This is a genomic window from Pseudomonas sp. SIMBA_067 (assembly GCF_046534675.1).
GTDB lineage: Bacteria > Pseudomonadota > Gammaproteobacteria > Pseudomonadales > Pseudomonadaceae > Aquipseudomonas > Aquipseudomonas putida.
In genome coordinates, this window is the sequence record NZ_JAWRYH010000005.1 from 20604 (window position 1) to 43632 (window position 23029).

Sequence of the window (23029 nt, forward strand, 5' to 3'; positions counted from 1 at the left end):
GCTCGATCTCACGGGCAGCGGCCAACACAAGACATGTACCACAAAGGAAACCTTCACCATGCGCGTCCTGTTGTTCAGCAGCCAACATTACGACCAGGAAAGTTTCACCCAGGCCGCCAATGGCAGCGCGCTGGAGCTGCATTTCCAGCCCACCCGCCTGACCCTCGACACCGCCGCCCTAGCCAGTGGCTACGAAGCCGTTTGTGCCTTCATCAATGACGAACTCGACGCCCCGGTGCTCCAGCGCCTGGCCGAAGGCGGCACACGCCTGATCGCCCTGCGTTCGGCCGGCTACAACCACGTCGACCTGGCCGCTGCCAAGCGCCTGGGCCTTGCCGTGGTACGCGTGCCGGCCTACTCGCCACACGCCGTGGCCGAACACGCCGTGGCACTGATCCTGGCCCTCAACCGGCGCCTGCACCGGGCCTACAACCGCACCCGCGAAGGCGACTTCTCCCTGCACGGGCTGACCGGCTTCGACCTGCATGGCAAAACCGTCGGCGTGGTCGGCACCGGCCAGATCGGCGTTGCCTTCGCCCGCATCATGGCCGGCTTCGGCTGCCAACTGCTGGCCTACGACCCTTACCCCAACCCGGAGCTGCTGGCCCTCGGCGCGCGCTACCTGACGTTGCCTGAGCTGCTGCGCGAAGCCCGTATCATCAGCCTGCACTGCCCGCTGACCGAGCACACCCGGCACCTGATCAATGCACAAAGCCTGGCCCAACTGCAGCACGGCGCCATGCTGATCAACACTGGCCGTGGCGCACTGGTCGACACCCCGGCACTGATCGACGCGCTGAAAAGCGGCCAGCTTGGCTACCTGGGCCTGGACGTCTACGAAGAAGAAGCCCAGCTGTTCTTCGAGGACCGCTCCGACCTGCCGCTGCAAGACGATGTGCTGGCCCGCCTGCTGACTTTCCCCAACGTGATCATCACTGCCCACCAGGCCTTCCTTACCCGCGAGGCGCTGGACGCCATTGCCGCGACCACGCTCGACAACATCAACTGCTGGGCGGCGGGCAATCCACAGAATCTGGTAATGGGTTAGTGCTAGGATACGCGGCATTTCTGGAGGACCCATGGTCGAGCACGATTTCCGCTACACCCTTTTCAACCCGCAACACACCCTGATCGAGTGCCGTGCACTGGTGCCGGGCCGCTATCAGGTCACCGGCAACGGTGGTTCGATGCATAAAGGCGACACCCTGCTGGTGACCCTCAAGGGCAGCAAGGATTTGTCCATGCGATTGACCGTGGACAGCGTGCGCCACCTGATCAACCCGCGCGGCCAGTGGGTCGCCGTGGCCAGCGGACCGGTGTTCAACGAACTGGAAATTCTCACCTGGCAGGTCGAGTGCGACAGCTGCGACGCCGTGCTGGATTTTGAATTTGCCGTGGACGCCAAGCTGGGCAAGAAAGCCCGTCAGCCCGCCGCCAGCGCACGCATTGCCGAACTGGGTTGGGCCAGCCGTGGCGAAAAACACCTGTGCCCGCGTTGCCAGGAGAGCGCCGAGTGAAGAATCTGCTGACCGGCGTGCTGATTGCAACCGGCCTGCTCGGCTGCGCCGCAGAACCTTCAAAGCTGCAGCAGGAGCGCAGCTACGTGCTGGAGTGGATTGGCGAGCGCCCGCTGATCGACTACAGCCACCTGACCCTGACCTTGGCCAGCGACGGCCGCGCCTACGGCAATGGCGGCTGCAACCACTGGTTTGCGCCGTATACGCTGGAGGGCGAGCGCCTGAGCTTCGGCAAGGTCGGCAAGACCCGCAAGCTGTGCGCACCGGCGTTGATGGAGCAGGAAAAGCGCTTTTTGCAGGCGCTGGAAACGGTAGAGCGCTGGGATGTGTCGCCGGTGGAGCAGATGCGCTTCTGGCCGGCCGAGGGCAAGCCGCTGCGGTTCTGGCCAGAGGAAGGCTGACATCATGGGGGCTGCTTTGCAGCCCTTCGCGGCACAAGGCCGCTCCTACAAGGGCGCGCGATTCCCTGTAGGAGCGGCCTTGTGCCGCGATGGGCCGCTAAAGCGGCCCCAACTGCATCAGGCGCCTTTCAGGGCCTTGATCCTGGCCTGCAGCCCTTCCAGGGTCTGCTCGCCCAGCAGCTGTTCGCGCACCTTGCCCTTGTCATCGATGATGTAGGTGACCGGCAGCGCCTCGCTACGCGGCAAGTCATAGCGCTCGGCCGGGTCCTGGGCCAGCACGGTAAAACCGATGCCCAAGGTTTCAGAGGCCTGTTTCAGGTCCTGCCCCTGCAAGCCATCGAAGTTCACCCCCACCACCTTGATGCCATCGGCCGCCCACTGCTTGGCCGCCGTGTTCAGCTCCGGGATTTCGGTACGGCACGGCCCGCACCATTCGGCCCAATAGTTGAGCACCAGCCAGTGCCCTTCTATCTGTTCGGCCTTAACCGTATTACCGTGCTGGTCCACGCCATAATCGGCACCGCAACCACCGAGCAACAGGCTCGCGGTGATGGCCAGTACTGCTGCCAGACGCCTTGCCATGGGTCAATCCTTCTCGAGTTTTAAAGCAAATGGGTCAGTCGCTGCGGTTAGAATAGCCGCCACACCCAGCTGGATGCGACCCGACATGACTGACCTGACGCTCTATCATAACCCGCGCTGCTCGAAATCCCGCGGCGCGCTGGAACTGCTCGAAGCCCGTGGCCTCGCCCCGACCATCGTGCGTTATCTGGAAACCCCGCCCGACGCCGCCACCCTCAAGGCCCTGCTCGCCAAGCTGGGCATCGCCCCGCGCGAGCTGTTGCGTACCGGCGAGGACGAATACAAAACGCTGAACCTCGCCGACCCGGCGCTGACCGACGCACAACTGATCGAGGCCATGGCCCAGCACCCTAAACTGATCGAACGGCCGATTCTAGTCGCTGATGACAAGGCCGTGGTCGGCCGCCCGCCGGAAAAAGTGCTGGAGATCCTGCCGTGAGCGCGCCCTACATCCTGGTGCTGTACTACAGCCGCCATGGCTCGACCAGCGAAATGGCCCGGCACATCGCCCGCGGCATCGAACTGGCCGGTATGGAGGCGCGCCTGCGCACAGTGCCTGCTATCTCTACCGAATGTGAAGCGGTGGCACCGGACATTCCGGCCAGTGGTGCGCTGTACGCCACCCTGGACGACCTTCGCCACTGCGCAGGCCTGGTACTGGGCAGCCCGACCCGCTTCGGCAACATGGCAGCGCCGCTGAAGTACTTCCTGGATGGCACCAGCAGCCTGTGGCTGGGCGGTGAACTGGTCGGCAAGCCGGCGGGGGTGTTCACCTCTACCGCCAGTTTGCACGGTGGCCAGGAAACCACCCTGCTGTCGATGATGTTGCCGTTGATGCACCACGGCATGCTGGTGATGGGCCTGCCGTACAGTGAGTCGGCCTTGCTGGAAACCCGCGGCGGCGGCACCCCTTACGGCGCCAGCCACCATGCGGGGGCCGATGGCAAGCGTGAGCTTGATCAGCACGAAATTGCCCTGTGCCGCGCTCTGGGCCAACGCCTGGCGACCACGGCCAAGGCCCTGGAGGCCGCGCGTGGCTAAAAAGCCCAAGGTGTTGCCGCCTCTGGAATGGCTGGCACCGCGCCTGCGCCTGACACGGGCGTTGAGCCTGGCGTTTTTCTTCGGCCTGATCGGCCTGCTGCTGGTGAACAACCTGTGGTTCGCCAACCTGCATGGGGCGCGAGTCGGGGTGATTCTGGCAATCGAGCTGGTGCCACTGCTGCTGCTGTTGCCGGGCATGCTGACAGGCAGCGCCCGGGCACATGCCTGGGCCTGTTTCGTGGTGAATATCTATTTCATCAAGGGCGTGCTGGCGGCGTTCGACCCGGCGCGGGCGGTGTTTGGCTGGGTTGAAGTGCTGGTGAGCCTGGGGTTGTTCATTGCCGGGCTGCTGTATGTGCGCTGGAAGTTCCAGCATGAGCGGCGCATGGCGGGCGAAGGGAGTTGAATTCGGGGGCTGCCCAGCAGCCCCGACGATCTCAATGGTTGACGGTATGCGCCAGCATCACCGACAACTGGCACAGCGGCCGCCCACTTTCTTCATGCCACTGGTTGAACGCCTGTTGCACCAAGGCCAGGTCGCGTTGACTGGTCGGCTGCTTGTCGATCACCTTCTGTGCAATCAACGCCGCCGCCATGTCATCGGTAGGGATGAAGGTATCCTTGCCAACCATACGCAAAAAGCGCGGCGCCGACAGCCCACCCAGCTGGTTGCCGTGCTTGGCCAGGTACTTCCACAAGCCGACAATGTCGGTCACCGGCCAGTCGGCGATGAAGGCGCCAAAGCTGCCCTTCTCCTTCGTCACGTCGAGGATCATCTGCGCATTGCGCGGTACGCTCTTGAGCTTGCCCAGGTGGCGGATGATGCGCTCGTCCTGCATCAGCCGCTCCAGGTGCTCGGCGCCCATCAGCACGACCTTCTCCGGGTCGAAGCCGAAAAACACCTGCTCGAACGCTGGCCACTTGGCATCCACCAGGCTGTGCTTGAGCCCCGCGCGGAACACGCGCAGGGCCAAGGTCGACAGGTAGCGGTCGTCGCTGATACCGCGCAGTTGCACAGCTGTGCGCGGCTGCGGCAGGAAGGCCTCCAGCGCCTGGGCCGAGCCAAAGCGGTTCAGGCAGTACTCATGCAGCCACTGGTAATCGCGCATGGGCTCAGATATTCAGCACGTCGAGGAAACGCGGCGTGGCGTTTTCGTCGATCTTCAGGCCGATGAAGTCGAACAGGTTGCGGTCGGCCAGTTGCGACGGCGCCACGTTCTGCAGGGCACGGAAGATGCTCTCGGTACGGCCCGGGTGCTTGCGCTCCCACTCCACCAGCATGTCCTTGACCACCTGACGCTGCAGGTTTTCCTGCGAGCCACACAGGTTGCACGGGATGATCGGGAATTCCTTCATGTCCGAGTAGGCCTGGATGTCCTTCTCGCTGCAGTAGGCCAGGGGGCGGATCACCACATTGCGGCCGTCGTCGGCGCGCAGCTTCGGCGGCATGCCCTTGAGCGCACCGTTGAAGAACATGTTGAGGAAGAAGGTTTCGACGATGTCGTCGCGGTGGTGCCCCAGCGCCATCTTGGTCGCGCCGATTTCGTCGGCGAAGGTGTACAGGGTGCCACGGCGCAGGCGCGAGCACAGCGAACACGTGGTCTTGCCCTCGGGTACCAGCTCCTTGACCACCGAGTAGGTGTCTTTCTCGACAATGTGGTACTCGACGCCCAGCTCTTTGAGGTAGGCCGGCAGCACGTGCTCAGGGAAGCCTGGCTGCTTCTGGTCCATGTTCACCGCGACGATCTCGAACTTGATCGGTGCCACCTTCTGCAGGTGCAACAGAACGTCGAGCATGGTGTAGCTGTCCTTGCCGCCAGACAGGCAGACCATGACCTTGTCGCCATCCTCGATCATGTTGAAGTCGGTGATGGCTTCGCCGGCGAGACGACGCAGGCGTTTTTGCAGTTTGTTCTGGTTGACCGAGAGGGTGCCCATAGCGCTTGGATCCGCGAGGTGTGACAAAAGCCGGCTATTTTACGCACAAACGCAGCATCGCTGTAGGCATTCCGATAAAGACTTCGATGTAATCAACAGCCCCCCTTACAGCGCAATTTGCTCTAAAAAGCACGGTTCGTGCCGGCAACCGCTTCCTATACTGCGACATAAGGCCACATTACCGCTTGCATCGGTGTTCGGGCCTCGGGCCGCTTGCGCTCCATCTGGGGGGCGTTTGGCAACATTGAGAGGAGTGATCGGCATGATTCATCACGTTGTGGGGCTGTTTACCCATCCCGATCAGGAATGGCGGGAAATTCGTGGCGAAGAAGAAACCATCAGCCACATGTACCTGACGCATACCTTGATCCTGGCGGCGATCCCTGCCGTTTCCGCATTCATCGGCACCACCCAGGTGGGCTGGGTAATCGGTGACCGGCCAGCCGTGATGCTCACCATGGAAAGCGCCATCTGGATGAGCATCATGTCGTACTTGGCCATGCTCGGCGGGGTGGCGGTAATGGGCGCGTTCATCCACTGGATGGCTCGCACCTACGATGCCAATCCGTCCATGGCGCAGTGCATCGCCTTTGCCACCTACACCGCCACACCGTTGTTCATCGGCGGCTTGGCGGCGCTGTACCCGCACCTTTGGCTGGGCATGCTGATCGGCACTGCTGCTATCTGCTACACGGTGTACCTGCTGTATGTCGGCTTGCCGACGTTCATGAACATACCGTCCGACGAAGGCTTCCTGTTCTCCAGCTCGGTGCTGGCAGTGGGCCTTGTGGTACTCGTGGCGATCATGGCTGCCACGGTAATTATCTGGGGACTGGGCGTGGGGCCCGTCTACACCAACTAGAACAGACTCAACCAACACTGGGGCATCAACCAGGGGCCGCCGCAAGGCGGCCTCTGGCTGTGCGCAGACCGGTGGCACGGCAGGCCGCCGATGCTTGCGGCATAATGCCCGGTCAGGAGAACCGCCCCACCATGCCCGAGCTGCTCAAACAACGCGTCGAAACCTGTTACCAGCAAGCCGAAACCTTTTTCAAACGCCCCTTCCCGCGCCCGGAAGTCAGCTTCAAGCTGCGCGGGCAAAAAGCCGGCGTCGCCCACCTGCACGAGAACCTGCTGCGCTTCAACCTGCAGCTTTACCGGGAAAACCAGGAAGACTTCCTGCGCCAGACCGTTGCCCACGAAGTGGCGCACCTGGTGGCCCACCAGTTGTTTGGCGACCGCATCCAGGCCCATGGCGAAGAGTGGCAATTGATCATGCGCGGGGTGTATGAGCTGCCACCCAACCGTTGCCACAACTATGAAGTGCAACGGCGCGTGGTAACCCGCTACATCTACCGCTGCCCGTGCCCGCAGGGTGATTTCCCGTTTACCGCACAGCGGCACAAGCTGGTGCGCCAGGGGCGGCGGTACCTGTGCAAACGCTGCCGGGAGATTCTGGTGTACAGCGGCGAGACCCGCGTCGAATAGGGGCCGGCCTCATCGTGGGCAAGCCCGCGAAAAAGCCGACACAAGCAATGCAAAAATCACCGGCATAAGAAAGGCGACCCGGGGGTCGCCTTCTTTTACCAGCCTGCGCCTTACTTCTCGACGAAGGCACGCTCGATCAGGTAGTCACCCGGCTCGCGCATGCGGGCGGAGACTTTCAGGCCGAAGCTGTCCAGCACTTCGCTGGTCTCGTCGAGCATGCTCGGGCTGCCGCAGATCATCGCACGGTCGTCCTGCGGGTTGATCGGTGGTAGGCCAATGTCGCTGAACAGCTTGCCGCTGCGCATCAGGTCGGTCAGGCGGCCTTGGTTTTCGAAAGGCTCGCGGGTCACTGTCGGGTAGTAGATCAGCTTGTCGCGGACCGACTCACCGAAGAACTCGTTCTGCGGCAGGTGCTCGGTGATGAACTCGCGATAAGCCACTTCGTTCACGTAACGCACGCCGTGTACCAGGATCACTTTTTCGAAGCGCTCGTAGGTTTCCGGGTCCTGGATGACGCTCATGAACGGCGCCAGGCCAGTGCCGGTGCTCAGCAGATACAGGTGCTTGCCCGGGTTCAGGTCGTCGAGCACCAAGGTACCGGTAGGCTTCTTGCTGATGATGATCTCATCGCCTTCCTTCAGGTGCTGCAGCTGCGAGGTCAGCGGGCCGTCAGGCACCTTGATGCTGAAGAACTCCAGGTGCTCTTCCCAGTTCGGCGAGGCGATGGAATAGGCACGCATGAGCGGACGGCCGCTTTCCTGCTGCAGGCCGATCATCACGAACTGACCGTTCTCGAAGCGCAGCCCCGGGTCGCGGGTGCACTTGAAGCTGAACAGGGTGTCGTTCCAGTGGTGCACACTGAGGACACGTTCGTGGTTCATGTTGCTCATCGATGGGGCTCCTGAAGAAAAACGCGGCGCGCAAAACGCGCAGTTGCGCGATAGTTTAGGGGCAGCGACAATATCTGTTAACTGGATTATCAAGATATGTGTTATCGGTTATATCGATATGCGATTCACACTCCGTCAACTGCAAGTCTTCGTCGCCGTCGCACAGCACCAAAGCGTCTCCCGGGCCGCTAGCCTGCTGGCGTTGTCGCAGTCGGCCGCCAGCACTTCCATCACCGAACTGGAGCGGCAATCGAGCTGCCAGCTGTTCGACCGTGCCGGCAAGCGCCTGGCGCTCAACGCCTTGGGCCATCAACTGTTGCCACAGGCAGTGGCCCTGCTCGACCAGGCCAAGGAAATTGAAGACCTGCTTAACGGCAAGTCCGGTTTCGGTTCGCTGGCGGTCGGCGCCACATTGACCATCGGCAACTACCTGGCCACCCTGCTGATCGGCAGCTTCATGCAGACCCACCCGGAAAGCCAGGTCAAGCTGCATGTACAGAACACAGTGCATATCGTGCAACAGGTCGCGCACTACGAAATTGATCTGGGTCTAATCGAAGGTGACTGCAACCACCCCGACCTGGAAGTGCAGCCGTGGGTCGAGGACGAACTGGTGGTGTTCTGCGCGCCGCAGCATCCACTGGCCAAGCCGGGCCGGGCTGATATCGAAAGCCTGTCGCAAGAGGCGTGGATATTACGCGAGCAAGGCTCAGGCACCCGCCTCACCTTCGACCAAGCCATGCGCCATCACCGCGCCAACCTCAACATCCGCCTGGAGCTGGAACACACCGAAGCGATCAAGCGCGCGGTGGAGTCGGGCCTGGGCATTGGCTGCATTTCGCGGCTGGCGCTGCGTGACGCTTTCCGCCGGGGCAGCCTGGTACCGGTGGAAACGCCGGAACTGGACCTGATGCGCCAGTTCTATTTCATCTGGCACAAACAGAAGTACCAGACCTCGGCCATGCGCGAGTTTCTGGAACTGTGCCGCAACTTCACTGCGGGCTATACCCGCAGTGATGAAATCGTGCTGCCGCCGATCGCTTAGAGCAGGATCACGCCCCACACCAGCGCCACCATGGTCAGTGCCACCAGTTGCGCGGCGCTGCCCATGTCCTTGGCGTTTTTCGACAGCGGGTGGCGCTCCAGCGAGATGCGGTCGATGGCCGCCTCCACCGCCGAGTTGAACAGCTCGACGATCAGCCCCAATAGGCACACCGCAATCATGATCGCCCGCTCGGCACGGCTGACCGGCAGCCAGAAGGCGATCGGGATCAGCAGCACGTTAAGCAGCACCAGCTGGCGGAATGCGGCCTCACCCTTGAAGGCGGCACGCAGGCCATCCAGCGAGTAGCCGGCGGCGTTGAAGATGCGTTTCAGGCCGGTCTGGCCCTTGAATGGCGATGTCATGTGGGTCACTTAACAACAGAAAGGCCAGCAGACTAGACCGGCTCGGGTCAAAAAAGCGTGAAGCCACGCGCAGTCAGTTGCTGGCAACCGATTCAAGTTGTTGCAGCAGCAGCGCGGCCTGGGTGCGGGTACGCACGCCCAGCTTGCGGAATATTGCAGTGACGTGGGCCTTGATCGTGGCCTCGGAGACACTCAGCTCATACGCAATCTGCTTGTTCAGCAGGCCTTCGCAGACCATGGTCAGCACGCGGAACTGCTGCGGCGTGAGGCTGGCCAGTCCCTCGCTTGCGGCCTTGGCCTCGGCCGAGACATCGACCTTTTCGAACGCCTGCGGCGGCCACCAGACTTCGCCATCGAGCACCTTGCGCACGGCATCCTGGATCACTTCGAGGGTGCTGGACTTGGGAATGAAGCCACTGGCGCCAAACTCGCGGGACTTGACCACCACCGCGGCCTCCTCCTGTGCCGACACCATCACCACCGGGATCTGCGGGTATTGCCCGCGCAGCAGCACCAGCCCGGAAAAACCATAAGCACCCGGCATGTTCAAGTCCAGCAGCACCAGGTCCCAGTCGGCTTTTTCGCTCAGGCGGGTTTCCAGTTCGGCAATGCTTGCGACTTCGACCAGGCGCACATCCGGGCCCAGGCCAAGGGTAACGGCCTGGCGCAGGGCGCCACGGAACAGCGGGTGGTCATCGGCAATCAGGATTTCGTAAGTGGCCATCGATCTAAGGATCCTGTTCTATGCCAGGCGCTCGGGGGATTGAGAAGCGCCCGGCGGGGAATCGGCGCCAAGGATGCCGAGCACGGTCAAGGGTGGTCAAGCCATTGCCCTGCCGTCTCGCCCACCTTGGCTGCCAGCCCCGTCATTATGAACCAAAGCAGGGGTTGTGCCCCTTGGACTATAGGAAGGTATGCAAACGCTGGTGGGTGTCGTCCTGATCATCCAGCGGCAGACGCCGCTTGCCGCTCAGATAGTGCAGGCTGAATACATCCAGGTAGGCATCCAGCGCCTGCGAAGCCTGGCTGTCGCCGGCCAGGTCCAGGCACATGGCTGCGACCTCTGCCGTGCAGAAATGGTCGTCGCGCTTGGAGCGCCGCAGGCGGTAGCGCGACATCTGCTCGGCCTGCAGGCTCAACACCGGGAAGCGGTCAAGGTACGGGCTTTTGCGGAACATCTTGCGGGCTTCGGTCCAGGTGGCATCCAGCAGGATGAACAGCGGGCGCTTGCCCGGCTCACGCGCCACCTCGCTGACCACCCGCTGCTCGGCCACGAACTCACCGGGGAAGACGATATAGGGCTGCCAGTGCGGGTCGTCCAGCAACGCCAACAAGCGCTCGTCGACCGAGGTGCGCAGCCAGCCGAAGGCCCAGGTGTCCTGGATCAGGTCGGCAATCAGCCAGCCGGTGTTGGTGGGCTTCAACGGCTCGGTGTCATGCATCAGCAGGCATACGCCCGACTCGGCCTGCACCCGAGGCTTCCAGGCACACAGGCAATGGGTGGCGATGACCCGGCAATCCGCGCAGCGCTCGGCACGCGAGCCACGGGCGATGAAAGGCTTGTTGCTGCGGGCCAGGCGTTCGGCGCGCAGCCGCGCTACCGCGTGGCTCATGCCGGCAGGCCTCTGGACAGGTAGGAAATGGGCACAAGGATGACTCGGAAAAAACAAGGCGCCCAGTTTAGCAGAACAGGGGCCATTTACTGTGCAGCTGGCGAGGTGCCCCTTATAATCGACGCTTACCGTGCCCGAACCTCGCGCTCGCGCGACTTTCACGGAACGCCGTCGACCTGCGCATGTCAAAGCGCCAGTCATCGAACCAGGAGAGATTCATGCTGCGCCTTATCGTCCCCGCCCTGAGCCTGCTACTCGCTCTGCCCCTGGCAGCCCAGGCAGCCTCCAAGCAGGATTACGACCTGAACAGGACATTGCAGAAGGTTGCCAAAGAAAGCAGCGTCGGTACCCCGCGCGCGATCAACGAGGACATCCTCGACCAGGGCTACACCGTGGAAGGCAAGGCACTGGTCAACCACCTGAGCGTACGCCAGAGCCACGCCGAGCGCATGCAGGCCAATCCCGCCCAGGTACGCAGCCAGCTGGGCGACAGCGTGTGCCGCAACAGCGGCTTTCGCAACCTGATGTCCAAGGGCGCGGTCATGGTCTATCGCTTCACGGTGTACAAGACCAACCAGCCGATCATGGACCAGGCATTCGACAGTGCCAGCTGCGTGGCCGGCAACAAGAAGAAGTAACAGCAGCTGTTCAAGCTATACCTTCTCATCCTCACGGGCGCGCCAGCGCCCTTCGGCCGCATCGGCGCGCATCTCGGCCAATAACGCCTGCAAGTAGCGCGACTGGCACTCCAGCCCCGCCAACCTGCGGCAGCACTCGTCCTCAAGGCTCAAGTGATGCACCTGAGCCGCACTCTCCAGCTGCTGGTAGAGCTGCCGGTCAATCTCGATGATCAAGCGATGCATACCGCCACCTCCTGCATCGATACGTTTCGCTTTACCAGTTAACCAAACCCCTGCTGCCGGTGGCCACATACCGACGGGCGGCTGCGCCAAACAGCCCGGCACGATCCTGCGCGAGGGTCTAGATTGAGGTCAGAGGTATTGGTGCAGAAGGAGACGTTGCATGCCTTACCAAGCGAATGAACTGCTGTTCAGCCACTTCCGTGACAACAATATCGACCTGAGCAACATCGACGCACAACTTCAACTGGTAGCCCCCGACAGCCCCAACCTGCCGCTATACCGCGACATGATGCTGACCATCCTGCGCATGGCCCATGACGACAGCGACCGCTGGAGCGCCAAGATCACCCTGCAGGCGCTGCGCGAACTGGACCAATCGTTCCGCACTCTGCAGCGCTACAAGGGCCGGCGCAAGGTGACCGTGTTCGGCTCGGCACGCACCCCGCTGGAGCACCCGATGTACGCCTTGGCCCGCGAGTTGGGCGCTACCCTGGCGCGCTCCGATCTGATGGTCATCACCGGTGCCGGCGGCGGCATCATGGCTGCCGCCCACGAAGGCGCTGGCAGCGACCACAGCCTGGGTTTCAACATCACCCTGCCCTTCGAGCAACACGCCAACCCCACCGTGGGCGGCACCGACAAGCTGCTGCCCTTCCATTTTTTCTTTATCCGCAAGCTGTTCTTCGTCAAGGAAGCTGATGGCCTGGTGCTGTGCCCGGGCGGCTTCGGCACCCTGGATGAAGCGCTCGAAGTGCTGACGCTGATCCAGACCGGCAAGAGCCCCTTGGTGCCGGTGGTGCTGCTGGACTCGCCCGGCGGCAGCTTCTGGCGCGACTGCCTGGACTTCATCAGCCGCCAGCTGGAAGAAAACCGCTACATCCTGCCCAGCGACCTGAAGCTGGTGCGCCTGGTGCACAGTGCCGATGAGGCCGTGGAGGAAATCAACCAGTTCTACAGCAACTATCACTCCAGCCGCTGGCTGAAGAACCAGTTCGTGATCCGCATGCACCACCCGCTCAGCGAAGCAGCGCTGTTTGATATTCAGGAAGGCTTTGCCGACTTGCGCCTGAGTGGCAAGTACCACCAGCAAGCGGATAGCAGTGCCGAACATGAAGTGGGCAACTTCAACCACCTGACCCGGCTGTCATTCGCCTTCAATGGCCGCGACCAGGGCCGGCTGCGCGAGCTGGTGGATTTCATCAACTTGCCGGAGAACTGGGCCAAGCCTCAGCCAATGCATACCACGCAGCGGGCCAGGGAGGCGTTGAAGGTGAGCTGATGCCGCTTGAGATTCGCTTCCTGCACTGTACCTGTGGGAGCGGGCGTGCCCGCGAAGAATCCAGCGCGGTGGATGGCACCGGCGCTGCCGGTGTTCGCGGGCTCGCCCACTCCCACATGGATTGCGTCAGCTTTCGGATTTTAAGTCAGACCTTAACCATGCGAGACCGCCTACAACTGCAGATCTGGTGGTCAGTAATCGTCGAGATCACGCCCACTGAGCAGGCGGCCGATCATGTCCATGGGGAAACCCCGGTAAGCCAGAAAACGGGTTTGCCGGGCACGGCTGCGCGGATCCTGCGGGTGCTGCCCGGCAAACTTGCGCTGCCACACATCACGCATGCGCTCGCGCCAGTCCACCTCGCTCTTGCGCAATGCCTGCTCGATATCAGCACGCGCCAGACCACGCTGGCCCAGCTCCTCACGAATACGCGAAGGGCCATAGCCAGCGCTGGAACGGTACCTGATGAAGCTTTCGAGGTAGCGGGCTTCACAAAGCAGCCCTTCTTCGGCGAGCCGGTCGAGCTCAGGCTCGATCAGCTCGTCCGAAGCGCCGCGCTGACGCAACTTGCGCGTCAGCTCGACGCGACCGTGCTCACGTCGCGCGAGCAGGTCCATGGCTGTCCGCCGAATGGCGACGGGGGTGTCGAGTACGGCGGACATATTGGCTATCTACCGCGCAATCAATAACCGGCTTCGGCGTCAGCCACATCGTCGGCGCTGGCATCAACGGCGGCAGCTTTGTTGGCTTCAGCGGCAGCACCGGCTTTCAGCAGCTTCTCACGAATCTGCTTCTCGATCTCGGTACCAATAGCCGGGTTCTCGGCCAGGTATTTGGCAGCGTTGGCTTTGCCCTGACCGATCTTGTTGCCCTGGTAGGCGTACCAGGCACCCGACTTCTCAATCAGGCCTTGGGACACACCCAGGTCAATGATCTCGCCATTACGGTAAATACCTTTGCCGTACAGAATCTGGAACTCGGCCTGACGGAACGGCGGCGAAACCTTGTTCTTGACGATCTTGACGCGGGTTTCGCTACCGACCACCTCGTCGCCTTCCTTGACCGCACCGGTACGGCGGATGTCCAGACGCACCGAGGCGTAGAACTTCAGGGCGTTACCACCGGTGGTGGTTTCCGGACTGCCGAACATCACGCCGATCTTCATACGGATCTGGTTGATGAAGATGACCAGGCAGTTGGCGTTCTTGATGTTACCGGTGATCTTGCGCAGGGCCTGGGACATCAGGCGAGCCTGCAGGCCCACGTGCATGTCACCCATTTCACCTTCGATCTCGGCCTTGGGTACCAGCGCGGCCACGGAGTCGACGATGATCACGTCAACGGCGTTGGAGCGCACCAGCATGTCGGTGATTTCCAGGGCCTGTTCGCCGGTATCCGGCTGCGAGACCAGCAGGTCGTCGACATTGACGCCCAGCTTGCCGGCGTACTCAGGGTCGAGGGCGTGTTCGGCATCGACGAAGGCGCAGGTGGCACCGCTTTTCTGGGCTTCGGCGATGACCGACAGGGTCAGCGTGGTCTTACCCGACGATTCCGGGCCATAGATCTCGACGATACGGCCTTTTGGCAGGCCGCCGATGCCGAGGGCAATATCCAGGCCCAGGGAGCCGGTGGAGATGGCCGGAATGCCTTGGCGCTCCTGGTCACCCATGCGCATGACTGCGCCTTTGCCGAATTGGCGTTCGATCTGACCCAGGGCCGCAGCCAAGGCGCGCTTCTTGTTGTCGTCCATTGAAATCCTCACGTGTTCGACTTGGCCCTGATGGCCGGAATACCTGTATAAGTAGCCAGTATTATTCCACAGGCAGGCGCCCGCGCAAACCCCTGTCGTCGATTTACTCGGCACCAAGCTGTAACAAGCCGTCTAACGCGGCGCTCACCGTCTGTCGGCGTACCGCTTCGCGGTCACCCTCGAACTGGCGGCGCTCGCTGAACACCCGGTTGCCGTCACCCCAGGCGAGCCATACGGTACCTACCGGTTTGGCTGGCGAACCACCGTCCGGCCCGGCCACGCCGCTCACCGCCACGGCGAAGCGCGCGCCGCTGGCGGCCTGGGCACCGCGTACCATGGCTTCGACCACTTCCTGGCTGACTGCGCCCACCTGGCCGAACAAGGCCTCGGGCACGCCCAACAGGCGGGTTTTCTGGGCGTTGGAATATGTCACGTAGCCAACCTCGAACCAGGCCGAGCTGCCAGGTATACGGGTGATGGCTTCGGCAATGCCACCGCCGGTGCAGGATTCGGCGGTAGCCACCTGTGCATTGAAACGGCGCAGGTGTTCACCCAGGCGGGTGGCAAGTGTGGTGATCGGGTCCATGTCGGGCTCCTGAAGGCTGCACCTACCCTACCAGCTTGTGTGTTTCACTGATATTCGGCCAGCTCGCGAAGCCTGCGACCACAACGGCAGCAGGCCTGCCGTGAAATGACGATTTCGCCGACAAACACGCGCTCGACTTCGACAGGCTTGTGCCTGTACAGCCGGCACAGCACAAGCCTGAGCCATTCGGTCATATCAGAAGTTCAACCGAAGCACGGTGCGCCAGATGTTCTTCGCCGGTGAACGACGATGCTTGACCCAGTTGCGCTCCCACCATTCATCTTCATTGCGTACCACCTGCTCCAGATCACTGCCGGTAACAGCGGCAGCATGCTGGCGGAACATCATGGGGAATACGCAATGCTGGCGGATCCTGTGTTTGACAACCACATCCACCGGCGTGCCATCGTAGGGCGTGTCGGCCAGGATCCGGCAGCCTTGGCGCGACAACACATAGGCGTGCAACGCGACCACCCGCCCCCGGGCGATAAACGGAAACCAGGTCAGCCACGTCCGCCCCATGGAGTAGCCCAGGTGCAGAGCCTCGAAAGGCCGCTTCTGCATGAAGCGGTTTACCCAGCGAACCCGCGTAGCCGTAAATTCATAGGCCTTGGCATCGTCCTCGAAAATCAAAATTCTATCCAGGCCGTTTTCCAGTGCATGGCGAGCCAGTTGCTGATGCGACTCGTAGCAACCACGCGCGGGATCGCTGTGTTTCTGGACGACATGAAAAACCACCTCATTGTCCAGCTGCTGACCGATAGTTTCTGTGAATAGTTTACGCCGGTCACCCCGGGTATCGAGAGAGATGCAAAAAACTGCATCGACATCAAAACGAATTCCGCTCACTGCTTTAATCAACCCGATTGCAATAACTGTTTATTGGGTCACACGCCACCGCAGTTGATTCCGGCAGGTCTTCCCTGATGTGAAAAAGCCGCCAATTCTCCATGGGGGCGCCGTGCTGTCAATATGCCCTCACTTCAACCCTGATCGCTGCCAGGACGTGCAGGTACTGCCCGTGCGGTTGCCGTGGTACGCTATGCGGCTTGAAAAATCAGGTGGGTCTCGGCGCCGCGCACGCAACACGGAACGCCCCAATTTGCCCCACAATGTTGAGACCTACTTTCTAAGCCTTTGATGAATAAAGCAATCTCCGATCTTTCCGCACACACCCCGATGATGCAGCAGTACTGGAAGCTGAAGAACCAGCACCCGGACCAGCTGATGTTCTACCGCATGGGCGACTTCTACGAAATCTTCTACGAAGATGCGAAGAAGGCCGCGAAACTGCTGGACATCACCCTGACCGCGCGCGGTCAGTCGGCCGGCCAGTCCATCCCCATGTGCGGGATTCCGTTCCATTCGCTGGAAGGTTACCTGGCCAAGCTGGTCAAGCTGGGCGAATCGGTGGTGATCTGCGAACAGATTGGCGACCCGGCCACCAGCAAGGGCCCGGTGGAGCGTCAGGTGGTGCGCATCATCACCCCAGGCACGGTCAGCGACGAGGCGCTGCTGGACGAGCGTCGCGACAACCTGATTGCTGCGCTGCTCGGTGACGAACGCCTGTTCGGCCTGGCCGTACTGGACATCACCAGCGGCAATTTCAGCGTGCAGGAAATCAAAGGCTGGGAGAACCTGCTGGCCGAGCTTGAGCGCCTGAACCCGGTCGAGCTGCTGATCCCTGACGACTGGCCACGCGACCTGCCCGCCGAAAAACGCCCGGGCGCCCGCCGCCGTGCGCCGTGGGACTTTGACCGCGATTCGGCACGCAAGGCCCTGTGCCAGCAGTTCGCGACCAAGGACCTCAAGGGCTTTGGCTGCGACAAGCTGACGCTGGCCATCGGCGCCGCCGGCTGCCTGCTGACCTACGCCAAGGAAACCCAGCGCACCGCCCTGCCGCACCTGCGCAGCCTGCGCCACGAGCGCCTGGACGACACGGTCATCCTCGATGGCGCCAGCCGTCGCAACCTGGAGCTGGACGTCAACCTGGCGGGCGGGCGTGACAACACCCTGCAATCGGTGGTCGACCGCTGCCAGACTGCCATGGCCAGCCGCCTGCTGAGCCGGTGGCTGAACCGCCCGTTGCGCGACCTCAAGGTACTGCAAGCACGCCAGGACTCGATTCGCTGCCTGCTCGACAGCTACCGTTTCGAGAAGCTGCAGCCGCAGCTGAAAGAAATTGGCGACATCGAGCGGATCCTCGCCCGAATCGGCCTGCGCAATGCCCGCCCACGCGACCTGGCGCGCCTGCGCGATGCATTGGGCGCCTTGCCTGAACTGCAAAACGCCATGACCGAGCTGGAGGCGCCGCATCTGGCGCGCCTGGCAGCCATCACCGGCACCTACCCGGAGCTGGCCAGCCTGCTGGAGCGGGCGATCATCGACAACCCACCGGCGGTGATCCGCGACGGCGGCGTGCTAAAGACCGGCTATGACAACGAGCTGGACGAGCTGCTGGCGATCAGCGAAAACGCCGGCCAGTTCCTGATCGACCTGGAAGCCCGAGAAAAAGCCCGCACCGGCCTTGCCAACCTCAAGGTCGGCTACAACCGTGTGCACGGCTACTTCATCGAGCTGCCCACCAAGCAGGCCGAGCAGGCACCGGGCGACTACATTCGCCGTCAGACCCTCAAGGGCGCCGAGCGCTTCATCACCCCCGAGCTGAAAGTGTTCGAGGACAAGGCGCTGTCGGCCAAGAGCCGCGCCTTGGCCCGTGAGAAGATGCTCTACGACGCCCTGCTGGAAACCCTGATCAGCCACCTGGCGCCGCTGCAAGACAGCGCCGCCGCCCTGGCCGAACTGGATGTGCTCAGCAACCTGGCCGAACGTGCGCTGAACCTCGACCTGAACTGCCCCCGCTTCGTCGACGAGCCGTGCCTGCGTATCGAGCAAGGCCGCCACCCGGTCGTGGAGCAGGTACTGACCACGCCGTTCGTGGCCAACGACCTGGGCCTGGACAACAGCACGCGCATGCTGATCATCACCGGCCCGAACATGGGCGGTAAATCCACCTACATGCGCCAGACCGCCCTGATCGTGCTGCTGGCGCACATCGGCAGCTTCGTGCCGGCGGCCAGCTGCGAACTGTCGCTGGTCGACCGCATCTTCACCCGCATCGGCTCCAGTGACGACCTGGCCGGCGGGCGCTCGACCTTCATGGTCGAGATGAGCGAAACCGCCAACATCCTGCACAACGCGACCGACCGCAGCCTGGTGCTGATGGACGAAGTGGGCCGCGGCACCAGCACCTTCGACGGCCTGTCGCTGGCGTGGGCTGCCGCCGAGCGTTTGGCCCAGCTGCGCGCCTATACACTGTTCGCCACTCACTATTTCGAGCTCACCGTGCTGCCAGAAAGTGAGCCGCTGGTGGCCAACGTGCACCTGAATGCCACCGAGCACAACGAGCGCATCGTGTTCCTGCACCATGTGCTGCCTGGCCCTGCCAGCCAGAGCTACGGCCTGGCCGTGGCACAACTGGCCGGCGTGCCGGGTGTGGTGATCCAGCGTGCTCGCGAACACCTGGCGCGCCTGGAAACCACCAGCCTGCCGCATGAGCAAGTCCCGAGCGAGAAGGCCAGGGATGTGCCACAGGTGCCGCACCAGAGCGATCTGTTCGCCAGCCTGCCACACCCGGCCATCGAGAAGCTGGGCAAGCTGCAACTGGACGACATGACCCCGCGCCAAGCTATCGAAATGCTATATCAACTAAAGAACCTGTTATAACGGCGCCCACTACAAGCTGGTAGAATCCGCCGCGGTTTGCTGGTGCTGCAGGTTATTAGCCTGGCCTGCAGCCACATACCTGTAAACCGCGCGGCCCTGAGAGGAAGGGCCGCCGCCGTCGCCTGAGGAGAGAACTAGAAATGACCTTCGTCGTCACCGACAACTGCATCAAATGCAAATACACCGACTGCGTGGAAGTCTGTCCGGTGGACTGCTTCTACGAAGGCCCGAACTTCCTGGTCATTCACCCGGACGAGTGCATCGATTGCGCGCTCTGCGAACCGGAATGCCCGGCGCAAGCCATCTTCTCGGAAGACGAAATCCCTGCCGGGATGGAGAACTTCATCGAGCTGAACGCCGAACTGGCGGAAGTCTGGCCAAACATCACCGAGCGCAAGGATGCCCTGCCTGACGCTGAAGAGTGGGACGGCAAGACTGGCAAGATTGCAGACCTGGAGCGCTGATAGCGACCGGACACGAAAAAGGCCCCTCGGGGCCTTTTTTGTTTTTCTGCGGGCAAAAAAAAGGGGCGGTTTGACCCGCCCACATTTTTTCCGTAGTCCCTGCTTGTCCCGAACATCTTCCTGATGAAATCGCTTCTTGCGATGTCCTTGGCCTTCGTCCTGAATGCCTGTGCATGTCCCTGTGCACAGTTCGAATACTAGCGGGTTCAGCCGGGCGGGCAAGCGCGAGACCTCACAAGGTATTACAGGGGACACATTTCCTCACAACCGAATAAGCCATGCTTTTCAATGGGTTGTAAAAATACAGGGGCTGAAAACGACAATGATTTACTGCGACTTGCATAGATAGCTTACAAAACAAGTAAGAAAAGGCTTACACGCAATGTTACTGGGGTAGCGCAGTACACATTAGATATCTGTTTTACCTGGCGGATTTTGGGGCTGCCTTGCAGCCCATTCGCAGCACAAGGCTGCTCCTACAGATATACGCGATCATGCAGGCAATCACGGTCTCTTGTAGGAGCAGCCTTGTGCTGCGAATGGGGCGCGCAGCGCCCCCGACATTCTCAAATGACACACACAAAAACGCCCCGAGGTCATCGGGGCGTTTTGTGTCACAGGCCTTCGCTACTGGAACAACGACTCGCTGGACAGGCCGTTCTTTTCAAGGATCTCGCGCAGACGCTTGAGCCCCTCTACCTGGATCTGCCGTACCCGTTCCCGGGTCAAGCCAATCTCCAGGCCAACATCCTCCAGGGTGCTGCTTTCATGCCCACGCAGGCCAAAGCGGCGCACCACCACTTCCCGCTGCTTGTCAGTCAGCTCGCCCAGCCACTGGTCGATGCTCTGTGACAGGTCGTCATCCTGCAGCAGTTCGCACGGGTCGGTGGGGCGGTCGTCGGTCAAGGTGTCGAGCAGGGTCTTGTCCGAGTCCGGGCCAAGCGACACGTCCACGGAGGACACCCGCTCGTTCAGGCCCAGCATGCGCTTGACCTCGGCGACCGGTTTCTCCAGCAGCGTGGCGATTTCTTCCGGGGAGGGTTCGTGGTCGAGTTTCTGGGTCAGCTCGCGTGCGGCGCGCAAGTAGACGTTGAGTTCCTTGACCACGTGGATCGGCAGGCGGATGGTGCGGGTCTGGTTCATGATCGCCCGTTCGATGGTCTGGCGAATCCACCAGGTCGCATAGGTCGAGAAACGGAAACCACGCTCCGGGTCGAATTTCTCGACCGCACGGATCAACCCCAGGTTGCCCTCCTCGATCAGGTCGAGCAGCGACAGGCCGCGGTTCACGTAACGACGGGCAATTTTTACAACCAGGCGCAGGTTGCTTTCGATCATGCGCTTGCGGCCAGCGGGGTCGCCCTTCTGCGACAGGCGCGCAAAGTGCACTTCTTCTTCCGGCGAAAGCAGCGGCGAGAAGCCGATCTCGTTGAGATACAACTGGGTGGCATCTAGCGCCCGGGTGTAATCGATGTACTTGTGTTGCTTGAGCGAAGAGCCCGACTTGGCCCTCGTCCGAACCGAAGATACAGCAGGTTCGTCTGACACCACATCCGTTTCCAAAACGATGCCCGTCTCCATGAGGAGGACGTCATCGTCGATGTCAAACTCCGGCACTTCTTTACTGAGAGCCATTGTTATAGTCCTTTGCTGAGTTCGAACTCAGACTCGAGCGGCACCTTGATCCCTGGCAGCGCTGGAGCCTGTCCCCTCTACATCACAGGAACAGGCCGGGTACAACAATCAACGGCGTGGCAGGAACTGGAGTGGATCGACGGGTTTGCCCTGGCGGCGAATCTCAAAATGCAGCTTCACCCGATCTGTGCCCGTGGACCCCATTTCAGCAATCGACTGCCCTGCCTTGACCTGCTGCCCCTCCCGAACCAACAGCCTGCGGTTATGACCGTAGGCACTGACGTAGGTATCGCTGTGTTTGATGATGATCAGCTCGCCGTAGCCCCTCAAACCACTCCCGGCGTAAACCACCGCACCATCAGACGCAGCAAAAACAGGCTGTCCCAAATCACCGGCGATATCAATGCCTTTATTCAAACTACCGTTTGAAGCAAATTTTCCAATCAGCACGCCGTTGGCAGGCCAGGTCCAGCCGCCTACTGCGCGCTCCGCAGCGGGCACGGTGGCAACCACCGGCGAGCTGGCGGAAGGTGCCGGCGTGGCCGGTTTGCCGGTGCTGGCAGGCACCGTGGCAGTGCTGCCCACAGGCCGCCGCGTGACCGTGGTGCGGCTCGACGAGGACGGGTTGGTCACGACCGTGGTACTGCTGCTCGAACCACTGCTGAAACGAATCGCCTGGCCCGGCCGGATGGTATAAGGCGCCGGGATGCCGTTGCGCGCAGCCAGCTCCTTGTAGTCCCAGCCGTAGCGGAAGGCGATGGAGAACAGCGTGTCACCCGGCTTGACGACGTACTGCCCGGACGTAACCGCCGGGCGCTTGGGCACGCTGTTGTTGCGGTCGACCACCCGCGCGCTGGTGTTACTGGTGCTCGAACAACCCACCAGTAGCGTGCCCATGGCCAGTGCAATCACCAGAAGCTTGAAACCCGACCCATCCTTGCGCTGCCGAATGACTGTGTGACCCACCCGCGCTCCCCTCATGGTGCCGAAATACGATATGAAGACAAGAAATGCAATATTGTTGCAATTATAACCAAGCCGGCCGGTAATGGCAGGCTGATGCAAAAGGCTGTTGCAAAGCCATGGTGCGCGCTGCGTACTAGCGCTTCGCTCCGCCAGATAGACAGGGCGAAGCTGCAAGAATTCGCCGCCGGCGCAAAAATACCGCGCAGCTTACACCGCCAGCGCCCGGCTCGACGCAGTGCTCAGGCCAGCGGGCCATTGAGCAGCGGTACGAAGCGCACTGCCCCCAGCACTCGGCGGGAGAAGCCATGCTCCTCGCGCACGATCAGCATCAGTTGCTGGGTTTCGCCGGCCGGCCCCACCGGGATAACCATGCGGCCACCAGGTGCCAGTTGGTCAAGCAGTGCCTGCGGCACTTCCGGCGCCACTGCCGTGACGATGATGCCGTTGTACGGCGCCAGCGCCGGCCAGCCTTCGCAACCATCGCCCCAGCGGAATACCACATTGCGCAGGTTCAGCTCCACCAGGCGCTCTTTGGCCCGGTCCTGCAGCACCTTGATACGCTCAACCGAGAATACCCGCTCCACCAGTTGGGCAAGGATCGCCGTCTGGTAACCCGAGCCAGTGCCAATCTCCAGCACCTTGTCCAACGGACCGGCTTCGAGCAGAAGCTCGCTCATGTGGGCAACCATGAAGGGCTGGGAGATGGTCTGGTTGTGGCCGATCGGCAACGCGGTGTCTTCGTATGCACGATGCGCGAGTGCCTCGTCGACGAACAGATGACGCGGGGTACGCCGGATCACGTCGAGCACCTTGGTGTTCGACACACCCTCTTCGCACAGGCGCTGGATCAGACGCTCCCGGGTACGCTGGGAGGTCATGCCGA

At 61.9% G+C, this 23029-nt stretch carries 29 protein-coding genes; 13 read left to right on the forward strand and 16 right to left on the reverse strand.

The annotated features are described in order from the left end of the window. The first annotated feature begins 58 nt into the window (after positions 1-58). From SB765_RS12690 to SB765_RS12700, 3 genes are read left to right on the forward strand one after another with little or no spacing between them, the layout of a single operon-like run. Positions 59-1048, forward strand: coding sequence for a 2-hydroxyacid dehydrogenase (locus SB765_RS12690; RefSeq protein WP_410931429.1), 990 nt, complete (start codon positions 59-61; stop codon positions 1046-1048). Between the two features lie 31 nt (positions 1049-1079). Further along, positions 1080-1517, forward strand: coding sequence for a hypothetical protein (locus SB765_RS12695; RefSeq protein ID WP_016501120.1), 438 nt, complete (start codon positions 1080-1082; stop codon positions 1515-1517). Next, entirely contained in the window at positions 1514-1918 is a 405-nt protein-coding gene (locus SB765_RS12700; RefSeq protein WP_041167849.1) for an META domain-containing protein, read from the forward strand. The genes SB765_RS12695 and SB765_RS12700 overlap by 4 nt, the downstream gene beginning before the upstream one ends. Before the next feature lie 117 nt (positions 1919-2035). On the opposite strand, the gene SB765_RS12705 is transcribed toward SB765_RS12700, so the two are convergent. Continuing rightward, positions 2036-2500, reverse strand: coding sequence for a TlpA disulfide reductase family protein (locus SB765_RS12705; protein ID WP_410912622.1), 465 nt, complete (start codon positions 2498-2500; stop codon positions 2036-2038). Positions 2501-2585: 85 nt separating this feature from the next. Here SB765_RS12705 and arsC point away from each other — a divergent pair, with 85 nt between their 5' ends. From arsC to SB765_RS12720, 3 genes are read left to right on the forward strand one after another with little or no spacing between them, the layout of a single operon-like run. Then, positions 2586-2939: an arsenate reductase (glutaredoxin) gene (gene arsC, locus SB765_RS12710; protein WP_410912620.1), complete on the forward strand. Its 354-nt coding sequence runs from the start codon at positions 2586-2588 to the stop codon at positions 2937-2939. After that, positions 2936-3541: an NAD(P)H:quinone oxidoreductase gene (gene wrbA, locus SB765_RS12715; RefSeq protein WP_016501124.1), complete on the forward strand. Its 606-nt coding sequence runs from the start codon at positions 2936-2938 to the stop codon at positions 3539-3541. Before arsC ends, wrbA begins: the two co-directional genes overlap by 4 nt. Next, positions 3534-3947, forward strand: a complete 414-nt coding sequence (locus tag SB765_RS12720) for a DUF2069 domain-containing protein (protein ID WP_341797782.1) — start codon at positions 3534-3536, stop codon at positions 3945-3947. Before wrbA ends, SB765_RS12720 begins: the two co-directional genes overlap by 8 nt. A 31-nt stretch (positions 3948-3978) precedes the next feature. On the opposite strand, the gene SB765_RS12725 is transcribed toward SB765_RS12720, so the two are convergent. Together SB765_RS12725 and ttcA are read right to left on the reverse strand one after the other, a co-directional pair. Continuing rightward, positions 3979-4650 (reverse strand): DNA-3-methyladenine glycosylase I, encoded by a 672-nt coding sequence (locus SB765_RS12725; protein WP_341797781.1) that lies wholly within the window; start codon positions 4648-4650, stop codon positions 3979-3981. A gap of 4 nt (positions 4651-4654) precedes the next feature. Beyond that, on the reverse strand, positions 4655-5479 hold the full coding sequence (gene ttcA / locus SB765_RS12730; RefSeq protein ID WP_016501127.1) for a tRNA 2-thiocytidine(32) synthetase TtcA: 825 nt from the start codon (positions 5477-5479) through the stop codon (positions 4655-4657). 262 nt (positions 5480-5741) lie between these two features. Between ttcA and SB765_RS12735 the strand changes: the two genes are divergently transcribed. Together SB765_RS12735 and SB765_RS12740 are read left to right on the forward strand one after the other, a co-directional pair. After that, complete coding sequence (locus tag SB765_RS12735) at positions 5742-6341, forward strand: Yip1 family protein (protein WP_016501128.1); 600 nt, start codon at positions 5742-5744, stop codon at positions 6339-6341. 131 nt (positions 6342-6472) lie between these two features. Then, entirely contained in the window at positions 6473-6967 is a 495-nt protein-coding gene (locus SB765_RS12740) for a SprT family zinc-dependent metalloprotease (RefSeq protein ID WP_016501129.1), read from the forward strand. 110 nt (positions 6968-7077) lie between these two features. Here the strand turns inward: SB765_RS12740 and fpr are convergent, their stop codons facing one another. Next, positions 7078-7857, reverse strand: coding sequence for a ferredoxin-NADP reductase (gene fpr, locus SB765_RS12745; protein WP_016501130.1), 780 nt, complete (start codon positions 7855-7857; stop codon positions 7078-7080). Between the two features lie 118 nt (positions 7858-7975). Between fpr and finR the strand changes: the two genes are divergently transcribed. Beyond that, on the forward strand, positions 7976-8902 hold the full coding sequence (finR, locus tag SB765_RS12750) for a LysR family transcriptional regulator FinR (RefSeq protein ID WP_016501131.1): 927 nt from the start codon (positions 7976-7978) through the stop codon (positions 8900-8902). Here the strand turns inward: finR and SB765_RS12755 are convergent. From SB765_RS12755 to SB765_RS12765, 3 genes are all read right to left on the reverse strand, one after another. Further along, positions 8899-9264, reverse strand: coding sequence for a diacylglycerol kinase (locus SB765_RS12755; RefSeq protein ID WP_010952700.1), 366 nt, complete (start codon positions 9262-9264; stop codon positions 8899-8901). The two genes, finR and SB765_RS12755, sit on opposite strands and share 4 nt — an antisense overlap. Positions 9265-9337: 73 nt before the next feature. Further along, positions 9338-9988, reverse strand: a complete 651-nt coding sequence (gene erdR / locus SB765_RS12760) for a response regulator transcription factor ErdR (protein WP_003252375.1) — start codon at positions 9986-9988, stop codon at positions 9338-9340. A 178-nt stretch (positions 9989-10166) separates the two neighbouring features. After that, on the reverse strand, positions 10167-10877 hold the full coding sequence (locus tag SB765_RS12765) for a tRNA-uridine aminocarboxypropyltransferase (RefSeq protein ID WP_341797780.1): 711 nt from the start codon (positions 10875-10877) through the stop codon (positions 10167-10169). 218 nt (positions 10878-11095) lie between these two features. Here SB765_RS12765 and SB765_RS12770 point away from each other — a divergent pair, with 218 nt between their 5' ends. Beyond that, complete coding sequence (locus SB765_RS12770) at positions 11096-11515, forward strand: quorum-sensing-regulated virulence factor family protein (RefSeq protein ID WP_016501135.1); 420 nt, start codon at positions 11096-11098, stop codon at positions 11513-11515. Positions 11516-11530: 15 nt separating this feature from the next. Here the strand turns inward: SB765_RS12770 and SB765_RS12775 are convergent, their stop codons facing one another. After that, positions 11531-11740, reverse strand: coding sequence for a hypothetical protein (locus SB765_RS12775; protein ID WP_016501136.1), 210 nt, complete (start codon positions 11738-11740; stop codon positions 11531-11533). Positions 11741-11900: 160 nt separating this feature from the next. Between SB765_RS12775 and SB765_RS12780 the strand changes: the two genes are divergently transcribed. Next, positions 11901-13019 carry an LOG family protein gene (locus SB765_RS12780; RefSeq protein ID WP_174370640.1) on the forward strand — a complete coding sequence of 373 codons (1119 nt, stop codon included), beginning with the start codon at positions 11901-11903 and terminating at the stop codon, positions 13017-13019. A 191-nt stretch (positions 13020-13210) separates the two neighbouring features. Here the strand turns inward: SB765_RS12780 and recX are convergent, their stop codons facing one another. The 5 genes from recX to SB765_RS12805 form a co-directional block, all read right to left on the reverse strand. Beyond that, positions 13211-13681, reverse strand: coding sequence for a recombination regulator RecX (recX, locus tag SB765_RS12785; RefSeq protein WP_410931430.1), 471 nt, complete (start codon positions 13679-13681; stop codon positions 13211-13213). A 20-nt stretch (positions 13682-13701) separates the two neighbouring features. Continuing rightward, positions 13702-14769: a recombinase RecA gene (gene recA, locus SB765_RS12790; RefSeq protein ID WP_016501139.1), complete on the reverse strand. Its 1068-nt coding sequence runs from the start codon at positions 14767-14769 to the stop codon at positions 13702-13704. Between the two features lie 103 nt (positions 14770-14872). Then, the gene (locus SB765_RS12795) at positions 14873-15355 is read right to left on the reverse strand and encodes a CinA family protein (protein WP_016501140.1); all 483 of its coding nucleotides are present in this window, start codon (positions 15353-15355) and stop codon (positions 14873-14875) included. A 44-nt stretch (positions 15356-15399) separates the two neighbouring features. Continuing rightward, the gene (locus tag SB765_RS12800; protein ID WP_155737839.1) at positions 15400-15549 is read right to left on the reverse strand and encodes a hypothetical protein; all 150 of its coding nucleotides are present in this window, start codon (positions 15547-15549) and stop codon (positions 15400-15402) included. 1 nt (position 15550) lies between these two features. Continuing rightward, complete coding sequence (locus SB765_RS12805) at positions 15551-16204, reverse strand: hypothetical protein (protein WP_410931431.1); 654 nt, start codon at positions 16202-16204, stop codon at positions 15551-15553. Positions 16205-16507: 303 nt separating this feature from the next. Between SB765_RS12805 and mutS the strand changes: the two genes are divergently transcribed. Beyond that, on the forward strand, positions 16508-19081 hold the full coding sequence (mutS, locus tag SB765_RS12810) for a DNA mismatch repair protein MutS (protein WP_410912650.1): 2574 nt from the start codon (positions 16508-16510) through the stop codon (positions 19079-19081). A 140-nt stretch (positions 19082-19221) separates the two neighbouring features. Next, on the forward strand, positions 19222-19545 hold the full coding sequence (gene fdxA, locus SB765_RS12815; protein ID WP_012270863.1) for a ferredoxin FdxA: 324 nt from the start codon (positions 19222-19224) through the stop codon (positions 19543-19545). A gap of 627 nt (positions 19546-20172) precedes the next feature. On the opposite strand, the gene rpoS is transcribed toward fdxA, so the two are convergent. The 3 genes from rpoS to SB765_RS12830 all read right to left on the reverse strand — a co-directional run bounded on the left by rpoS (position 20173) and on the right by SB765_RS12830 (position 23024). Beyond that, entirely contained in the window at positions 20173-21180 is a 1008-nt protein-coding gene (rpoS, locus tag SB765_RS12820) for an RNA polymerase sigma factor RpoS (RefSeq protein ID WP_009686059.1), read from the reverse strand. A 108-nt stretch (positions 21181-21288) separates the two neighbouring features. After that, positions 21289-22146, reverse strand: coding sequence for a peptidoglycan DD-metalloendopeptidase family protein (locus SB765_RS12825; protein WP_341798857.1), 858 nt, complete (start codon positions 22144-22146; stop codon positions 21289-21291). Between the two features lie 239 nt (positions 22147-22385). Next, the gene (locus SB765_RS12830) at positions 22386-23024 is read right to left on the reverse strand and encodes a protein-L-isoaspartate(D-aspartate) O-methyltransferase (protein ID WP_015269209.1); all 639 of its coding nucleotides are present in this window, start codon (positions 23022-23024) and stop codon (positions 22386-22388) included. Between the last annotated feature and the right edge of the window lie 5 nt (positions 23025-23029).